The sequence below is a fragment of the Stieleria varia genome (genome assembly GCF_038443385.1).
In the GTDB taxonomy this organism is placed as follows: domain Bacteria; phylum Planctomycetota; class Planctomycetia; order Pirellulales; family Pirellulaceae; genus Stieleria; species Stieleria varia.
In genome coordinates this window covers 6,369,110-6,386,569 of record NZ_CP151726.1, presented here as the reverse complement: position 1 = coordinate 6,386,569, position 17,460 = coordinate 6,369,110, and the positions used below count along the sequence as shown (strand labels likewise).

The 17,460-nt window shown below is 57.3% G+C and carries 11 protein-coding genes; 4 read left to right on the top strand and 7 right to left on the bottom strand.

Annotated features, from left to right (window positions below; all coding sequences use genetic code 11):
• Entirely contained in the window at nucleotides 1-1,050 is a 1,050-nt protein-coding gene (locus tag Pla52nx_RS21710) for a hypothetical protein (RefSeq protein ID WP_146520692.1), read from the bottom strand.
• Nucleotides 1,051-1,222: 172 nt separating this feature from the next.
• Between Pla52nx_RS21710 and Pla52nx_RS21705 the strand changes: the two genes are divergently transcribed.
• A complete protein-coding gene (locus Pla52nx_RS21705) occupies nucleotides 1,223-2,473 on the top strand; it encodes a PQQ-binding-like beta-propeller repeat protein (RefSeq protein WP_146520693.1) in 1,251 nt (416 codons plus the stop codon).
• 222 nt (nucleotides 2,474-2,695) lie between these two features.
• Here Pla52nx_RS21705 and Pla52nx_RS21700 read toward each other — a convergent pair whose 3' ends face one another.
• The 4 genes from Pla52nx_RS21700 to Pla52nx_RS21685 all read right to left on the bottom strand — a co-directional run bounded on the left by Pla52nx_RS21700 (nucleotide 2,696) and on the right by Pla52nx_RS21685 (nucleotide 6,596).
• Complete coding sequence (locus Pla52nx_RS21700) at nucleotides 2,696-3,286, bottom strand: hypothetical protein (protein WP_146520694.1); 591 nt, start codon at nucleotides 3,284-3,286, stop codon at nucleotides 2,696-2,698.
• A gap of 9 nt (nucleotides 3,287-3,295) precedes the next feature.
• Nucleotides 3,296-4,291, bottom strand: a complete 996-nt coding sequence (locus Pla52nx_RS21695; protein WP_146520695.1) for an NADPH:quinone reductase — start codon at nucleotides 4,289-4,291, stop codon at nucleotides 3,296-3,298.
• Nucleotides 4,292-4,536: 245 nt separating this feature from the next.
• Nucleotides 4,537-5,967, bottom strand: a complete 1,431-nt coding sequence (locus Pla52nx_RS21690) for an anti-sigma factor family protein (protein ID WP_146520696.1) — start codon at nucleotides 5,965-5,967, stop codon at nucleotides 4,537-4,539.
• Nucleotides 5,964-6,596 carry an RNA polymerase sigma factor gene (locus tag Pla52nx_RS21685; protein WP_146521252.1) on the bottom strand — a complete coding sequence of 211 codons (633 nt, stop codon included), beginning with the start codon at nucleotides 6,594-6,596 and terminating at the stop codon, nucleotides 5,964-5,966. Before Pla52nx_RS21685 ends, Pla52nx_RS21690 begins: the two co-directional genes overlap by 4 nt.
• 640 nt (nucleotides 6,597-7,236) lie before the next feature.
• Here Pla52nx_RS21685 and Pla52nx_RS21680 point away from each other — a divergent pair.
• Nucleotides 7,237-8,901, top strand: coding sequence for a BBP7 family outer membrane beta-barrel protein (locus Pla52nx_RS21680; protein WP_197454683.1), 1,665 nt, complete (start codon nucleotides 7,237-7,239; stop codon nucleotides 8,899-8,901).
• A 261-nt stretch (nucleotides 8,902-9,162) separates the two neighbouring features.
• Nucleotides 9,163-13,368 carry a beta strand repeat-containing protein gene (locus Pla52nx_RS21675; protein WP_146520698.1) on the top strand — a complete coding sequence of 1,402 codons (4,206 nt, stop codon included), beginning with the start codon at nucleotides 9,163-9,165 and terminating at the stop codon, nucleotides 13,366-13,368.
• A gap of 161 nt (nucleotides 13,369-13,529) precedes the next feature.
• Here Pla52nx_RS21675 and feoB read toward each other — a convergent pair whose 3' ends face one another.
• Nucleotides 13,530-15,701, bottom strand: a complete 2,172-nt coding sequence (feoB, locus tag Pla52nx_RS21670) for a ferrous iron transporter B (protein ID WP_197454684.1) — start codon at nucleotides 15,699-15,701, stop codon at nucleotides 13,530-13,532.
• A gap of 88 nt (nucleotides 15,702-15,789) precedes the next feature.
• On the bottom strand, nucleotides 15,790-16,059 hold the full coding sequence (locus tag Pla52nx_RS21665; protein WP_146520700.1) for a FeoA family protein: 270 nt from the start codon (nucleotides 16,057-16,059) through the stop codon (nucleotides 15,790-15,792).
• 495 nt (nucleotides 16,060-16,554) lie between these two features.
• On the opposite strand from Pla52nx_RS21665, the gene dapA reads away from it, so the two are divergent.
• Nucleotides 16,555-17,451 carry a 4-hydroxy-tetrahydrodipicolinate synthase gene (gene dapA, locus Pla52nx_RS21660; protein ID WP_146520701.1) on the top strand — a complete coding sequence of 299 codons (897 nt, stop codon included), beginning with the start codon at nucleotides 16,555-16,557 and terminating at the stop codon, nucleotides 17,449-17,451.
• Nucleotides 17,452-17,460: the final 9 nt, after the last annotated feature.

The following is a 17,460-nucleotide window of genomic DNA, read 5'->3' as shown; positions in this document are numbered from 1 at the left end:
TCAGCGACCTTCGTTCCAGCGTGAGACAACCTGTTGGCGAGTGAGGTCGGTGCGAACCGGCACTCCACGCTTCTGCAGCAGCGACAGGCACTCCCGTTGAGAAAGATAAGGCCTGCCCTTGGGAGCAGGCCCAATCCAGGTGTTGCTCGTCGCTTGGGAGAAATTCGGTGAATCGCTCTGTTGATCCAGTTTGATCTCAACCTGTAGCTCACCGCCGGCTTTGGACAACCGGGCGGTCCGGATGACATGAGCGGCCAAGGAGTGCGAGTTGGTGAGGTAGTTTTCCTGCAGCTTGACGTAGTGGTTGAACGTCTCGATGACTTCGAATTGATCGGTAACGCTCATCGGAATCGAGACCTGGATCGTGCTGCCATCGCGAGAGTATTTGAGTTTTCCGTTGGCAAGTAGTTGCAGAGACTCGTCGCGAAACGGTGATCGCGAGTCTGGGGCGGATTGTATGTCTTCGTTTTTCGTGGCAGGCGATTTTTTGTCGAAGGCGTCGTTCATATTTGATCTGACGGTTTCCCAAGATTTCCGGGGGCGATCGGAGAGCAACTCCCGTTGTGCGTTAGCGTTCATTTCGACAGACAATTCCACAGCCAGATAGTCCAAGATCGCGTCGATGCATTTCCCAGGCACACCAACGGATTGATGAAACGCGATCCCGGAATCCTCGTTGACAAAGAACTCGCCAGGGTGGATTTCGATGACGCTCAAATCCATGGGCAGGTCTACTTCTGCACCGGGGCTCGCCCCGAGCTGCATGGAGGCGATGCGGCGGTCGCTGAGCCGCAAGAACGACAGGTCGCCCAAAAAACCTGTATCCAGGACGAGGGGGAGCCAGTTTTCTCGCTGGTCCCAGAGCGACTTCATTCCGGCAGCTTCGGCATCGTGTTCGAACCGAATCTGCTCCATCACACAGAGAACTTCGAATCGATCCCTTTCTGTTTCGTACCGGACCATCGCAGTCGGGCGAAAAATGACACAGCCGTCCAGGCACAACAAAAATGCCACACAGGCAGCGATCCAGCAGGCGTTTTTGTGATGCACCGCACTCACCTCGCGTTTGTTGACTCGGGCTGTGAAAGTAAATTCGTGGCAAATTGCCGCATCGACAGAGTTTGGTTTACAATTTGCCGGTCGAAAGCCGCTGGCCTAAAGCTGCCAGTCTACAGGATTTGCCGTCTAAAAAGCCGACTCATAAACCTTTCAGGAAATCATCATGGTGCATCGTTTTTTGGCTCGTGTTGGAGCCGTTGCGTTGCTGCTCAGTGTATCGATCTGCTCGCCTTCGCACGCTTGGGATTGGACGCATTTTCATGGCAGCGATATCGGGGGTGTTGATGCCGATGCGGAAATGCCCGCGATCGATTCGCAGTCGTCGGTTGCCTGGAGGTTCAAACTTTCGTCCACGGAAGTCGGCTCGCCGACCGTGCTCGATGGCAAGGTTTACTTGCTCGATGCAAAACCCGATGGCAGTGAGATTCTGGTTCGTGCCGTCGGCTTGACCAGCGGCGAATCCATTTGGCAGCGTTCGTTCCCCTACACCTCTCACGACGTCCACAAACGAAACACTTTCGCCTCCAGCACACCGGCGGTCGATTCCGAGCACGTGATCGTGTGCTGGAGCGAACCGCTGCATACGATCATGAAATGTTTGGACCATGAGGGAAACGAAGTCTGGACACGCGACTTTGGGACATGGCAAAGCCAGCACGGCTTTGGAACCTCACCACGCATCGTGGGCGACAAAGTCATCTTGCTGAATTCTCAACAAGCCGAGCAACTCAAACCTGGGCAAACGCCCGGCAAGAGTCGATTGATGGCGATCAACAAACAAACAGGCGAAACGATTTGGGAGACTCCACTGACGACGACTCGCAGTTGCTACGGAGTGCCCGCCGTTCACGGTGATCAATTGATCGGTGCCAACACAGGCGACGGTTTGTTCGGTGTCTCGATCGAGACTGGAGAGATGCTGTGGAAGACGCCCGTGTTCGAAATGCGATGCTGCAGCTCACCGATCGTCGTGGATGATTTGGCGATCGGCAGCAGCGGCAGCGGCGGAGGAGGCAATCATTTGGTCGCCGTGCGAATTCCGTCAACCAAGACGCAGTCGGCTGAGCAAGTTTACCGAATCGATCGGGGAGCACCTTACGTGCCCACATCGGTCGTTCACCAAGGACGACTTTTTATGATCGACGACAAAGGCATTGCATCGTGCGCCGATGTGAAGTCAGGAAAACCCATCTGGACGCAACGTATCGGCGGAAACTTTGGTTCGTCCCCGATTTTGGTCGGTGACAAAGTGCTCATGATCAGTTTGGACGGCAAAGCGACCGTGATTCGCGCTGCTGATAAGTTCGAGAAGTTGGCCGAGGTTGACTTGGGAGGCCCTGTTGGTTCATCACCCGCGTTTGCTGATGGCCGCCTGCTGGTCCGAGTTGGAGATGAGTTGGTCTGTTGGAAGTGAGGAGCAGCAGGTGCTGCGGCGTTTGACCCGCAGCCGAAGGCGTAGGCGGAAGCGGCGTTTTGCCCTGCGGTGCAATCCGGTTGGTGGTGTCTCCTACGCCTTCGGCTGCGGGTCAAACGGTGTGAAGCCCTGTGCAATTGACCTCGACGTGGTGTTTGGCTTTGCCATGGGCTTTCAAGTGGTGATGGACTCGTGACCTCGTCCGCTACGGATTCCTGTTTCTCACTTGGCTTTTACTGACGCGATGAACTGCGTCAGTTGTTTGCGAAACCCGCGTGCGTCACAGGTGACAAAATCTGTCTGCTTTGGAACGAACACGTACAAGTACGGTTCGGGGCAGACCATCAGTCCGTCCAGTGTGTTGCACAAATCGACTTCGCCTGCTCGCCATTCGTATCGACCGGATGAGTTCACCATCGAAATGGTTCCGCGGTCGGTATTGAAAATCAACTCACAGTTCGCACCAGGCAGAATCCCGTGCTCTGTGAGTTGTTGTCGGGTCTTGACCTTGGAGTGTCTGACGACACTCCAGTAGGCGAGTGCCGTCACCAGGGCCAGGCCCGACTGCGTGATGGGCAGTGGCACGATGTTTTTGACTTGCAGCCAGATACTGAGCCCTGAACCGCCAACGATCGCCAAGATCGAAAGCAGCGTCAGGCGTCCGGAGTGCCAGTGCAGCAGATAGTGTTTTTCGGCGTAGCGAAGATGTCGCTCTGTGACATCGACATCAATCCGACGTGGCATATCGCCTGAATACGCAGCAGTTGAAGCGAGGTCCGAGGGTGCGGCGTAGGGGTTGAGGGATTCCGACATCACAGGTGACTAGTCGACGGTGAGGACGATCTTTCCTTGCAGCGTCTCGGTTCCTTCCACGGTGGCGGCTTGTTGAATCCGATGTGCGGCGGCGGCTTCCGACAGGGGCATGACTCGGTCGATGTTCGCGACCAGCTTGCCATCAGAAAGCCAGCGGTTGATGTCATCGGCCGCGACGCGCATTTCATCGGGGCTGGCTTTGAACATGACGAAACCGTGCAGCGAGCATTCTTTGACATAAAACGGCCCGACGGGAAACTCTGGCCGGGCATCACGTCCTGCCATCACGATCATGCGTCCTCGCGGTGCCAGCAACTGGACCGCCATGTCAAAATCCGGTGATCGTCGTGTCTCCCAAAACACGTTCACGCCATCGGGGGCAGCTTGAGATGCGGCGTCGGCGATGGATTGATTGCGGTAATGAATCACCGTGTCAGCACCCAACTTGGTCGCCAGCGCACATTTCTCATCGCTGCCAGCGGTCGTGATCACCGTTGCGCCAGCGGCCTTGGCCATCTGAACCACCATCGATCCGACGCCGCCGGTGCCACCGATCACCAGCAAGGTTTCATTGGCGACCAGTTTGGCAAATTGAAACAAACCGAGGTGAGCGGTGATGCCGACCAGAGCGCAAGCGGCTGCCGTGGTGAACTCCACGTTGTTGGGAATCGGATAGCACCAATGGGCATCCACGGCAATCTTTTCGGCAAAGGTGCCCTGACGCCCCAGCAGTCCTTGGTTGGAACACCAAACTCGATCGCCAGTACGAAACTCAGTGACGTTCGCTCCGACCGACTCCACAACACCAGCGGCATCGCAACCCAAGATGTACGGCATCGGTAACTCGCCCGCGACCAATCCGCCTCGGACGTACGTGTCGATCGGATTGACACAGACGGCGTGATTGCGAATCACGACTTGATCGGCCCCAGGCTTGGGCTCGGGCAAGTCATCGAATCGAATGACATCTGGGGAGCCGGTTTGCTCGATGAAGGCGGCTTTCATGGATGCGGGGTAGCTGGCGTTGGGGTAGCGGGGTTTCTGTGCTGATTTTGGATACGGATGTCGTGCTTGATGTCAGCCTAGTGCATCATCCGGTCTTGATTTTGGGGTTAGCCGTTTTGGCGTTAGCCACGGTTGTGTCACGAAAACCGTGGCTAACGCCAAAACGGCTCATCTACCGAACCCACGTTCTAAGACTGGACGATGCACTAGAGAGGCTGACGTACTGGAGGCTGAAGTACCTTGTGTTATCGCTGGGTGCTGGAGGATTCACCGCGGCGGAACCAGTTTTGCTGAGGCAGCAAGCGGCGTTTGATTTCTGCGGGCGTCAGCAAGTCTAACACGTCGCGGTCTTCGCTTTTCTCGTAGCGCTGGATCCAGCTTTCTGTTTCCGTGTTTTCTCGTTGCGGCGCGTTACGGCGGACGGTCTCTTCCACCCAAGCTTGCATGGCGATCGAAACCAAATGCGGATCACGTCCGCTGTACGGGTTCCAGTTGGTCAAAGCGTTGAGATTTTGCAGTGCATTGTCATCCAGGATGACGGTCATGTCGTTGAGGTCGTCATCGGACAGTGTGCGCGGCATGACAAAGTTTCCACCTGATGGCGGACGATTCCAACTGCGTCCACGACGGCCATCCATGCGCCGAAAAACCATCATGCTGATCAAAGCCATTTCGGCGCGGTCGTCGCCGGTGACTTGTTTCATCCGCTCGTAGAACTCAGTCAGCTCATCATCACTGGCGAGTCGCTCCTGCAACAATCGCTGCAGTTGAAACCAGATGCGGTCGGCGGTTTCATCACTGATGATGCTGCCTGAGTCATCAGAGAGTTTGCCGAGTGAGTAGGCGACGGCGGCTTCGATGGCTTGGCGACGCGCGACGCCTTCGGACGATTCCAGGGTTTGACGCATCTCGGCAGGCAGCGACTCACGCCAGCGTGCGTACGTTTTCATTGTTTGAGTCAACGTTTCCGCGTCGGGCTGTTGACTCAGAGTACGTGCCGTCTCACGCACTTTCGCTTCCGTCGTTTCGTCGAGTGATCGAAACGCTTTCCAGTGACTTTCCAGCGACGCGCGTTCCAGCGGCGTCATGTCGGCGATTGCTGTTTCGCGTTGATCGACGGGGGTGCTGGCAACCAGAACATCGGGCAGCAGTTTTTGGCCGCTGATGTCCTGGTAAGTCGACACCATCATCTTCCAAGAAACGCTGGCATCCAGTTCTCGCATCAATTCGAAATCATTGCCCAGCAACAATGCGTCGAGGTTTTCGGCAAGCGTCAGATCAGATACCTGTGCTCGTAACCGTTGACGTTCCAGTTCCCGTGTGACACCGACGGCCGCAACGAAACAGACCAAGCACAACAGTAGTCCCAGAACCAAAGCGCGATAGTCACCCCACCAGCTGCGGGTTTCTTTCTTGGGCGGTTCGATGTCGCTGATCACCAATTCGATCGTCGACTGCATCAGCTTTTCACTGGGGGCCTCCGACGGCAGTTGACTGAGCCAGTCCCAACTGGATTGCAGTTGTTGCAATCGCTTGCGAAACGATTCGTCCTTGATCAGTCGATTCTCAACTTCGGTACGTTCGGAGTTGGAGAGTTCGCCGTCCAAGTAGGCCGAGAGTGTTTCGTCGTCGGGATGGACGGGTTGTTCGTCCGTCAAGGTTTCGATGTTTCTCATTCCTGCTCCTCGACCGGGCTGGAGCCGTTGTCCATGTAGGCCTGCAAGATCTCACGCAAATTCACGCGTGCGCGACTGAGCAGCGACTTGACCGCCTTGGGAGTCAACTCCATCGACTCCGCGATCTCCGCATAGCTCATGTTTTCGAACCGCGATAGCATCAGGGCGGTTCGCTGACGCTCCCCCAGTGAACGAATGGCTTGGCGGACGATCTCTGCACGCTCGTCACCCTCCACCTGTCGGGTCGGCATCAATCCGCTGGCGTCTAACGCCGTGCCGGCCAAGATACCGGCACCGGGATTGTCATCAGGGCTCTGCGGCGCGTCGACCTCGTTGACTTCGTGACGCCGACGCATGGTTCGACTGGCATTTCGAGCCACATTGCCAGCAATGGTGAACAGCCAAGTCGAAAACTTGGCGCCGGCCTGGTACCGTTCTCTGGCACGAAACACGCGGAGAAAGGTCTCCTGGGCGAGATCCTCGGCGAGTTCTGGGCTGGGGCCAATCGCACGCATCAAGCGAACCAAACGGGGGTGGTATTTGCGAACCAACTCTTCAAAGGCACCGGCATCGTCGTCGCTGACGCGCAGCATCAACCGGACATCCGGGTCGGATTGCTGGTATCTCAGAGCGGTGGAATCGCTGACGGACAAGTGGGACTGTGGGGCAAAGGTCAACGCATGAACAGGCAACTGGGAAGGTTACCCCCGGTGCTCGGACAGCGAATGGCAGGTTAATGAGTACGCATTCTCCTTACAGTCTATCCGTTGGAACCCGAATTCGGGCCTGGGGTTCCGATCGTTGTCGGCATTGGCGTCTGTGGCTCTCGAGAGCGACCGGGCCCTGCGTGTTTGACCCGCAGCCGAAGGCGTAGGAGACGCTATCAACCGGTTTGCCCCGCAGAGTCGATCGCCGCTGCCGCCTGCGCCTTTGGCTGCGGGTCAAACAGGCAGTAGACGCGTTGTGCGGCGTCATACGAGCACTAAAACCAGCGTTGCTATCAATACGGTAGGTTTTGACGATTGGGGTGACTTTGATCATTTTTCTGATTTTCCGGGGATTGCCTAAGGGTTTCAGAGCGGGCTGGACGATATCGCTCATGTTCGAACCGGTTCATGCCGGTCTGCCGGCCCAGAGAGGCTCCCCGGAAACCCGGTGAGTGATCCCAACCGGCGAGATTTTACGGGGGTTCGTTCGTGTTTTGATGACGGTCTGAGGCGACGGCACGGTCGCGGCTGATCATCGTTCCCGTCTTCCATGGTGACGACAGTGCGTACAACTCAATTTCGCTTTGTTTGGGCCTTGTTCCTCTCCGGCGCAATCGCTGCGACGGCAGCCGCTCAAACTCCATCGCCTTCCGTTCGCAACAGCGAGCGTGTGGCCCGCGCCCAATGGTCACCCAGTCGAGGGGGCAGCAAGAGTGTGGCGGCCAAACGCACTGACCATGACGCATCGTTCCAACAGGAGCAGCCGGTCGCAACCACGGCTTCGCTGCCCTCGCCCGTTCGGCAAGCCAGTGCGACCAAGCCTGTCGCGTCACGTTCAAGCGGTGTCCAGCAAGCACAACATATCGAGACCTCTCCGATGCATTCGGGCGTCATACCGTCTCCGACGGTCAGCATGCCGATGGAAGGAGAGGTTTACTACGAACCCATGGGCAGCAGTGTGGTCGGCGGAGCGTGCGATGCGATGGGACCAGCCTGCGGATGCGGCAGCCTAGCATGTGACGGTTGCGACTCCATCGGAACTTGTGGCCAGAACTGTGGTTGCAGCATGTGTGGCGAGCTGCCTAGCGGACGCGCTTGGCGTCCCGCGCTGACATTGAGTCTGCCGCAGGACGGCTGGATTTCATACGAAGGGCTCAGTTGGTGGCAAGACGGCGTGTACGTGCCTGCTCTGTTCACCACTTCACCGACGGGAACGGCGCGAGCCGACGCCGGTGTTTTGACTCGCCCTGGCACCAGCACTTTGTTCGGCGATCGTCAGTACATCGACGATGGCTTGGAAGGCAGCCGTTTGCGATTCGGCATTTGGTTGGATCGTTGTCACACATTGGGTGTCGGAGCCGAGTTCATCGACTTGGGGCGTAACAGTCACAGCTTTGCTACCACCAGTGCCGGCTCGCCCATCGTTGCCCGACCGTTTTTTAACACGGCAACCGGCTTGGCCGATTCGGAACTCGTGGCATTCCCCGGTATCGTGTCGGGCACCGGCACCGCACGGATCGACAGTCAACTCAGCGGCGGCAGCTTCCACTTCCGTCACCTGCGATGCTGCGATCAGGGATGTGAAAGCTGGTTGTTCTGTGGTTGCCCGCAACACTACTGCACGCGGATGGATTTCCGTCTCGGATATCGCTACTTGGAACTGGACGAAGGCGTTCGTATCACGGAAGACTTGGTGAGCACGGACACTGCAAATCCGGGAACATTCGACATCACCGACAACTTTCGTACGCTCAACCAGTTCAACGGTGTGGACCTGGGCTGGAGCTATCGCCTGACGCGTGGCTACTGGACTTGGGAAAGTTTGGTGAAACTGGCGATCGGCAATACCAAACAATCGGTCACGATCAGCGGTCAGACGATCATCAACGATCCCAACGATCCACCCGCGCAAACGTTCGATGCTGGATTCTTGGCACTCGCGTCAAACAGCGGCGTGTTCGAGCAAAACCAGTTCAGTGTGGTGCCGGAGTTGAACCTGACGCTTGGCTATCAATTGACCGACCACTTGAAAGCAACCTTTGGGTACAGCGGCATCTACTGGTCCAACGTGGTTCGACCTGGCCAGCACATCCCTACCGACATCAACCCGAACTTCCTGCCCCCCGTGGGTGCCAATCCGGCGGGTGACCCCCGACCCGTATTCGCCTTTGACACGGTCGACTACTGGGCTCACGGCATCAACTATGGCCTGGAGTATCGGTGGTAATCGTTAAAACTCCACTCGTGGTGAATTTCTCTGTCTCAGCGGTCTATCGGGCCGATTGAGAAGAAAAGCAGCTTTTGCCAACTTCACAGCTAGCAATATGGACTCACCTGGGATCGCCCTCGATGAGTCGGATTGAAAGTTGAGAGCGTCGTGACAGGACGCAAGAATAAGGTGGCAGTTCAAGCTTACGGGGAAATCGACGGCGGGGAACATCAGTGAACGTTCCCATGCTGGCAGCAAAAAACACCACAGGATTGTCACATGGCCTGGCATCAAATCGTTCAACGCATCGCGCGGCGTTTCCGAGGCAACGATCTTGCACCCTCAGCAGGTGCGAGGAAGAAGAATCGTCGTCTCGGCATGGAAACGCTTGCCAAGCGTGAGTTGCTCGCCAGCGACTTGGGCGCGATCTCGGGGATCTCGTTTGCCGATTTGACCGGAAACGGACTCAGCGGCGATGACCCACGGCTTGAGAACGTCACCGTGGAGATTTTCCGAGATGTCGATGCCAGCGGAACGATCAACGGTGCTGACGGTGCCGCGATTCAAACTCAGTTGACCGACGTTAACGGGATGTATTTCTTTCGCGGTTTGAATCAGGACACGTTCATCGTCCGCCAACAACCCGCCAGCGCTGAGTTGCTGGCACCCGATCCGATCGTGGTCACGGTGACCGACGATAGCGGAGACGTCATGACCGTGATCGACGACTTCACGCAAACCGGTCAGGTCGTCACGGCCGATGGAGCCAACCCGACGGTCCCCAGTTCAGCAGCTGCTCCCGAAGCGATCGGTGGGTTCCGTGATATCCTGGTCACGCGGACGAGCGGAGTAGGGATCTTGAATGTCGCCGCTGATGCAAACGATGACATTCTGTCCATTGGCTCGCAAACAGCCGCGGAAGGCACCGTTCTGATTCAATATGACGGCAACGACGGTTCGACCAACCTCTCGCCGACGGGTCTGGGTGGCGTCAGCCTTGGTGGTGGACTGCCGGGCGAAGCGATCGATCCTGATGCGGGGATCCTGATTCAGACATCGGATCAGTTGGGCGGCGACACGGTGACCGTCCGCGTCTACACCGACGCAGCCAACTTTGCCGAAGTCAACGTGAACATTCCGATGGACACGGGTGTTGTTGGATTCCAAGAAGACGTCTTTGTGAGATACACGTCTGACTTCACACTGACCGGCACACCGGACTTTAACAATATCGGCGCGATCGAATTCCTCGTCACGGTTGCTGCCAACAACGACATTCAATTCGCTGCGTTCACGGTCCGTGGCCCCAACCTGCTGACGGCGAACTTGCCCAACGAGCAGTTGCTGACCCTCGGCGGCACGTTATTCGAAGACTTGGGCGGTGGAGCGAACACCAACAACGGCCTGCTGGATGGCGGGGAAACAGGAGTCGCGGGCGTTACCGTTGACCTCTATGCCGAGCCCAACGGCGGCGGCGCGATCGACCCGGCCAACCAAGTTGCCGTGGCCACCACGACAACCGACGGCAACGGTGATTACTCCTTCACCGGACTAGAAGCCGGTAACTATGTGGTGGTGATTCCGGAATCGCAGTTCCTGACGGGGGCTCCCCTGTTCGGGTACGCAACGAGCACGGGCAATGATCCGGCTCCCGATCCGGATGACACGGACACGGACGGCGACGACAATGGTGCGTTGCTCGCCGGAGTGGGCCTGGTCACCGGAGAGGTCACCTTAACGGCGGGCGCAGAGCCGATCAACGATGGTGACACCGATCCCAACACCAACTTTGCTGTTGACTTTGGCGTCACACCGACGATCGACTTGGCCGTTACCAAGACCGTCGATGCCGCAGCGTCGACGTTGACCGGCAACGGTACTGTTTTCTTTGACATCGATTTCCAAAACAATGGTCCGCTGGACGCCAGCAATGTCGTGATCACGGATACGTTGCCCGCGGGTCTGACGATTGATCAAGCCAACTCGGACTTTGGCACATTCACGCCAACGATCAACGGCCAAGACATCAGCGTCGCCATCGGTGCTTTGGCTCTCAACGGCACTGGAACGATTCGCATCGCGGCCACCATCGCCAATGGTCAAACGGCTGACTTGACCAACACCGCCGTGATCGCGGGTGATGAAGTCGAGACGGATTTGACGAATAACAGCGACGACGCTTTGGTGACATTGAACAACAGCGATCTGTCGGTCACAAAATCGGACAACCAAGCCGGCGCGTCCGTTCCGGCAGGTACGCAGTTCACGTACACCATCACCGTGACCAACAACGGCCCCGATGACGCGACCAATGTCATCGCAACCGACACACTGCCCGCGTCCACCACGTTTGTCAGCGCCCAGTTCAGTACCGGTGCGGGAACGGTCACGGAAACACCTGCTGGCAGTGGAAACCTGGTCATTGACGTTGGAGATCTCGCCAACGGTGCATCCGAGGTCATCGAAGTGACTGTTTTGGTTGACGCCGATTCGCCAACCCCAATCGTCAATAGTGTGACGGTGGTGGGAGATCCAGACATGGATCCCACTCCGGACAACAATACGGCGGAAGTCACCACGCCGATCGTGCGAAACGTTGATGTGGCGATCGATAAAGCCGTCACGGGCACAGTGACGGCCGGTGCCAACATGACATACACGATCACGGCGACCAACAACGGCCCCGGCGTGGCTCGTGGCGTGGAAATCACCGACACACTCGATGCGGCATTGACCTTCGTGAGCTTCGACGCAGGGACGACCACCGTGACCAATTCCGTCAACGGTCAAGACCTGACGTTTGACGTCGGAACGCTGGACCCGAACGAGACCGTTGTGTTCACGTTTGTCGTTGGAGTCGGATCCGATGCGACTGCCGACATTCCCAACACCGCTGTCATCACCACAACAGACATTGACACCGACACGACCAACAACACGGATACCGTCACCGTCACGCCTGGTCAAGCGACCGATGTGATCTTGACCAAAGACGTTGATTTGGCGACCGCGGTGCCGGGGCAAGACCAACTGGTCTACACGTTCACCATCTCGCACGACACCGACAGCATCAGTGACGCAACGGGAGTGACATTCACGGATGTCCTGCCAGCCGGCTTGACCGGCGCGGTGATCAGTGCCACCGGTGCGACAACCAACTTTGACTCCAACACTCAGACAGCGACCGTCACTTACGCGTCCATCCCCGTTGGCGAGACTCGTACCTTCACCATCACGGCGGACATTGTCCAATCAGCAACCGGAACCATCACCAACACCGGCAGTGTGGTGATCAGTGGAACGGAGTTGGATACGACGAACAATTCCGATACTGCGTCGACGAACCTGACGCCTGAATTCGACGTGACGATCACCAAGCTGGCCGACGACACCACTCCGGCACCAGGACAAAACGTCACTTACACGATCGGACTGACAAACAGTGGCCCGAGTACCGCGACCGGCGTCATCCTGACGGACAACATCCCGACCGGTTTGACTTTTGTCAGCGGAACGCTCAACGGACAAGCCGCGACGAGCAACGGAACCACGGTGACCTTCCCCAGCATCACGTTGAATGATGGGGCAACCGCGAACGCTACGCTCGTATTCACCGTCGGCGTCGATGCAACGGGAACGATCACGAACACGGCGACCGTAGCAGCCAGTGCGGGCGAGACCAACACGAACAACAACACGGCAACGGAAGACATCACGGCGACTCCCACTGCGGACTTGACCGTGACCAAGTCTGTTGACGTCGCGGCAACACAAGTCGGCGAAAACCTGACTTACACGATCACCGTGACCAACGCCGGCGTTTCGACTGCCGTCGCTGCAACGGCCGTGGACACGCTGCCATCGGGTGTGACTTTCGTCAGCGGAACCGGCCCCAATGGCGGAGCCCTGACGGCGACCAATGGTGTGGTCACCGTCAACGGTGGCAATCTTGCTCCCAACGCCAGTTTCTCGTTCACGATCGTTGCAAGTGTGAACAACGGAGTGACCGCCGATCAGATCAACAACGTGAGCGTTTCGACCACCACGAACGAAACCAACACGAACAACAACACCGCCAGCGCGACAACGACGATCGATCCGGTTCTGTCCAGCATCGCAGGTACGGTTTACCTCGACTTGGACAACGATGGAGTTCAGGACGCAGGTGAGACGGGAATCGCAGGAGTTGCCTTGACGTTGACGGGCAACGACACCTTGGGCAACGCGATCAGCCGATCAACCACGACCGACGCGAATGGTGACTATCTCTTTGCCAACTTGCCAGCCGGAACCTACCGAGTTGACCAAACTCAACCGTCCGGTTTCCGCGACGGCCAAGAAACGGTGGGTACCGGAGCCACGGCAACCGCAATTGATAACGCATTCACGCAACTTGGACTGGGGATCAACACTCCGGCGGTCGATTTTAACTTCGGAGAACTTCAAGAGCCTCTCTCAAAAAGACGTTTCCTCGCTTCGTCCTGATCGACGTTCGCTCATGCCCGTCCGACCAGCTCTCTCTGGGAGCCGGTGGAAATCGCTCGGTCGTGACCCGCGTTTGCAGCGGACTGCCCAATCGATCGACGAACAGCGGAAACGTAAAACGCACGGCCTTCGGGGGGAGGCCGTGCGTTTTTTTGTTGATCTCAAGCGGTGTGGTGAAACCCAAACGCCGACAGTGTTTGAAACACGATCAATGCGGCGACATAAGCCAACGCCGACATGTAGACGAGCTGAAAGATCGCCCAACGCCACGATCCCGTTTCACGTCGCGTCACGGCTTGGGTCGGCAAACATTGCATGGCCAACACAAAGAACACCAGCAGGCTAAAGCAAGTCGCGGTGGTAAAAACCAGTGTTCCGTCGGGACGCCGCTGACGACGTAGCGTCTCCACCAAGCCCGTCTCGTCTTCGGCTCCTTCTTCGCCGATCCCATAGACCACGGACAACGTTGACACGAGAACCTCGCGGGCCGCGAACGAGGAAATCACGCCGATGTTGATTTTCCAATCAAATCCGAGCGGTCGAAAAATCGGCTCGATCAATTTGCCAGCCCTGCCAGCGATCGAATATTCCATCTCGAGTTGAGCCTGTGCATGTTCGGCCGCTGCGATTTCAGCTTCGCTCAATGCCTCACTGACGTTGCTTGCCAACACCGTCGAATCAGCGTCCTGCGGTGGCTTGGGGTAAGTCGCCATGGCCCACAAGACGACCGCGATCAACAGGATCACACTGCCCGCTTTGCGTAAAAACACCGAGCCGCGATCCCAAGTCGTCAAAAACGCGTTGCGCAAACTGGGTCTTCGATAGGGCGGCAACTCGATCACCAACGGTTCCGTTTCGCCTTTGATCACCGTCCGACGCAGCACCAACGCGGTCAACAATGCCGATGTGATCCCGAGAACATACGCGCCGGCAAACATGAGGGCTGCATAAACCGGCTGGCCGCCGAACAGCAACGCGGCCAACATGGCATAAACGGGCAGACGTGCCGAACACGTCAACAAAGGCAATACCGCGATGGTGACCAAACGGTCACGCCAGTTTTCAATCGTTCGCGTGGCCATGATGCCGGGGATCGCACACGCGTGTGCCGACAACATCGGCACAAACGCTTTGCCAGGCAAACCCACCCGACGCATCCATCGCTCCGCCACAAATGCGGCGCGAGCCATGTAACCGGAGTCCTCCAAGATCGTGATCAAGAAAAACAAGATGCAAATCTGTGGCAAGAAGACCACGACACCCGCAATCCCGCCCACCACGCCGTTGAGCAACAGGCTGCGAAAGTCTGCTTGGGGCAAAAGAGCAATCAACACCGTCGCGATCGCAGCGGCCAAACCGGTTTGCCAAGTCCAACGGACCGACGCCAGCCGATACGCGGCCGCAAAGACGACTGCGGTTGACGCAGCGACGGCGGGATACCAAATCCACGGTGATACCCGCTCAGTGGGCAAAATCCCATCCAGCTTGCCGGCGATCCATGCAAACGCGCCTTCGATCAACGACATCGGTATGTCGGCGAGCGAAAAGATCATCAAGAACACCGACAGCATGATCAGCACCAACGCAATCGTGCCGACCCAAGGTGCCGTCAAGAACCGATCGAGCTTCTCCGTGTACGCCGGCGACAACGCTGGCCCGGACACCGTGTCGGCCACCATCGACTCGCTGCGCGCAAAACGCTCTGCATACGCACACCCTGAGCAACCGACCGCACACGAGGTTTCATAAGCCGGAGTGATGACGGTTTCCGGTGAGAGCAAGTCAGACAACAGTGTTTTCAAGTCATCCAGGCCGCGACCCGTCTTGGAGCTCACCGCCACGACGGGACATCCGAGTTTCTCCGACAACTTTGCGACGTCGATGCGGATACCAGAGGAATCCGCCGCGTCGATCAAGTTGAGTGCGACCACGGCAGGCAGTTGCAATTCCAAGATCGAATGCACCAACGTCAGACCACGCGTCATGTTCGTCGAGTCCACGACGATGACGACCGCTGCGGGGTCACCAAGCCGCTGATCACACAACGCTTCCGACGCAATCGTTTCTTCGGGACTGGTGGGCACCAATCCATAGAGACCCGGCAAATCGATGAGCTGCATGCTCAATTGCGCCGTGCCCTGCGCACAGTCAACCGTCAGAGGGACCGTCGCCTTGCGAATGTCCACGGTGACTCCGGCGTAATTCGCCGTTTTGGCTCGCAAGCCCGAGAGGGCATTGAACAGCGATGTCTTGCCCGTGTTCGGGTTGCCGGCCAACAAAACGATCGGCTGCTCAACCGATCCGGCGGCTGAACCTGAGCGTGCCGTTTTCACCGGCCCAGTAAAATTCGGCCCAGTAAAATTCGGACCCGCAACATTCGGCCCAGCCGCATCTGCCCCGGCAATCACCGGCAAAGAATTCTTAGTTGTTGTTTTTTTGTGCACCGGCGGCTTCACTGACAGAGACCGATGCAGCAAGAGAGCGTGAAAGCCCGATCCGCGAGCCGGCCACTCGGACGATCATCGGATCGCCATTGGATAGCAATTCCAGCCGTCGACCTTCGCAAATCCCCAAGCTCTTCATGCGAATGTGACACGCCTCGTTCGCAGTGATGCCGCAACACAATAGCTCGCCCACACTGGCTTCGGAGAGCTTGAACTCGTGAAACTCAGGTTCCAAGGGTTTGATCATCTATCACGCTCGAAGATGGGGAGGGATTGACGCGGGAGCTTTGATCGCAGGGCGAGTCTGGCAATCGTGGCTTGAGATCAATCTCGCCACGGCTGGTAATTCTCAGGAGCCCGAAATCTTAATGAGAGTGAATCTCAATTGCAATCGGACATCGTCATGATACCGATCCAGGAACGCTGAGACAGCAGCCGAATGCCCCAAAAAACGCAAAAATATTTGCTTCGCAGGAATATTTGCTGTCTATGGCACGACGAATCGCTCGATCACCTTTGGCCGCCGTGGCATGCAAGCCCCCCTTCAGAGCCTCCCGTGAACAATCAGAATGTAAAACGGCAACGAATGGTCCGCATCTTTGCACCATTTGCTGTCGAACTTTGCCGACTCAGCGGTGTCTGCCCTGGCGAGACTTTACGAAGGTCGGCCAACTGCTTCTAATCCGCATCCTTCATGCTCATTACCCTTTGTATTCTTTCTAATTCCAGGTGTTGGACCGATATGGCTGGTCGAAAAGGTTCTGATTTTGCAGGCGTTTCCGTGGCGATCATCACGCCATTCTCTCACGGCGATGTCGACTATGGTCGCCTGCGGGAACAGATTGATTTTCAGCTCGATGCCGGTACGAAATGCATTGTCCCGGTCGGAACGACGGGGGAATCGCCGACACTGACACATGCTGAACATGAGAAAGTGATCGAGGAGGTGATTCAGCACGTCGCTGGGCGTGCCAAAGTCATGGCGGGGACGGGCAGCAACAGCACCGCCGAGGCGTTGAGGCTGACCAAGCGTGCAGCAGCAGCAGGCGCCGATGCGACCCTGCAAGTCGCACCGTATTACAACAAACCGACCCAGGAAGGTTTCTATCAACACTTCAAAGCGGTCGCCGAATCGGTCGATATTCCGGTTTGCGTCTACAACATCCCCGGCCGATGTGGAAAGGAAATTGAGGTAGCGACGATTCAGCGTCTGGCCGAATTGCCAGGAATCACGATGGTCAAGGAAGCGACGGGCAAGCTGGATCAGTGCTCTGAAATCGTCGGCACGACCAATCTGACCGTCCTCTCGGGCGACGATTCGCTGACGTTGCCCATGATGAGCGTCGGTGCGGAAGGTGTGGTGTCGGTGGTCGGAAACCTTGTCCCCGCCGATATGATTCGCTTGGTCAACGCCGCCGCCAGTGGTGACTTCGCGACGGCCAAATCGATGCACCATCAGCTTTTCTCGCTCTGCAACCGAATGCTCGGCCTGTCGACGAATCCGATTCCGGTCAAAACCGCGATGAAAATGCTCGGACGAGACACCGGCGAGTTACGATTGCCGATGACACCGCTGACGGACAAGCAAGCCGAGGTGCTACGCGAGACCCTGCTGGGATATCGACTGGGGTTGAACTGAATCGGCAAG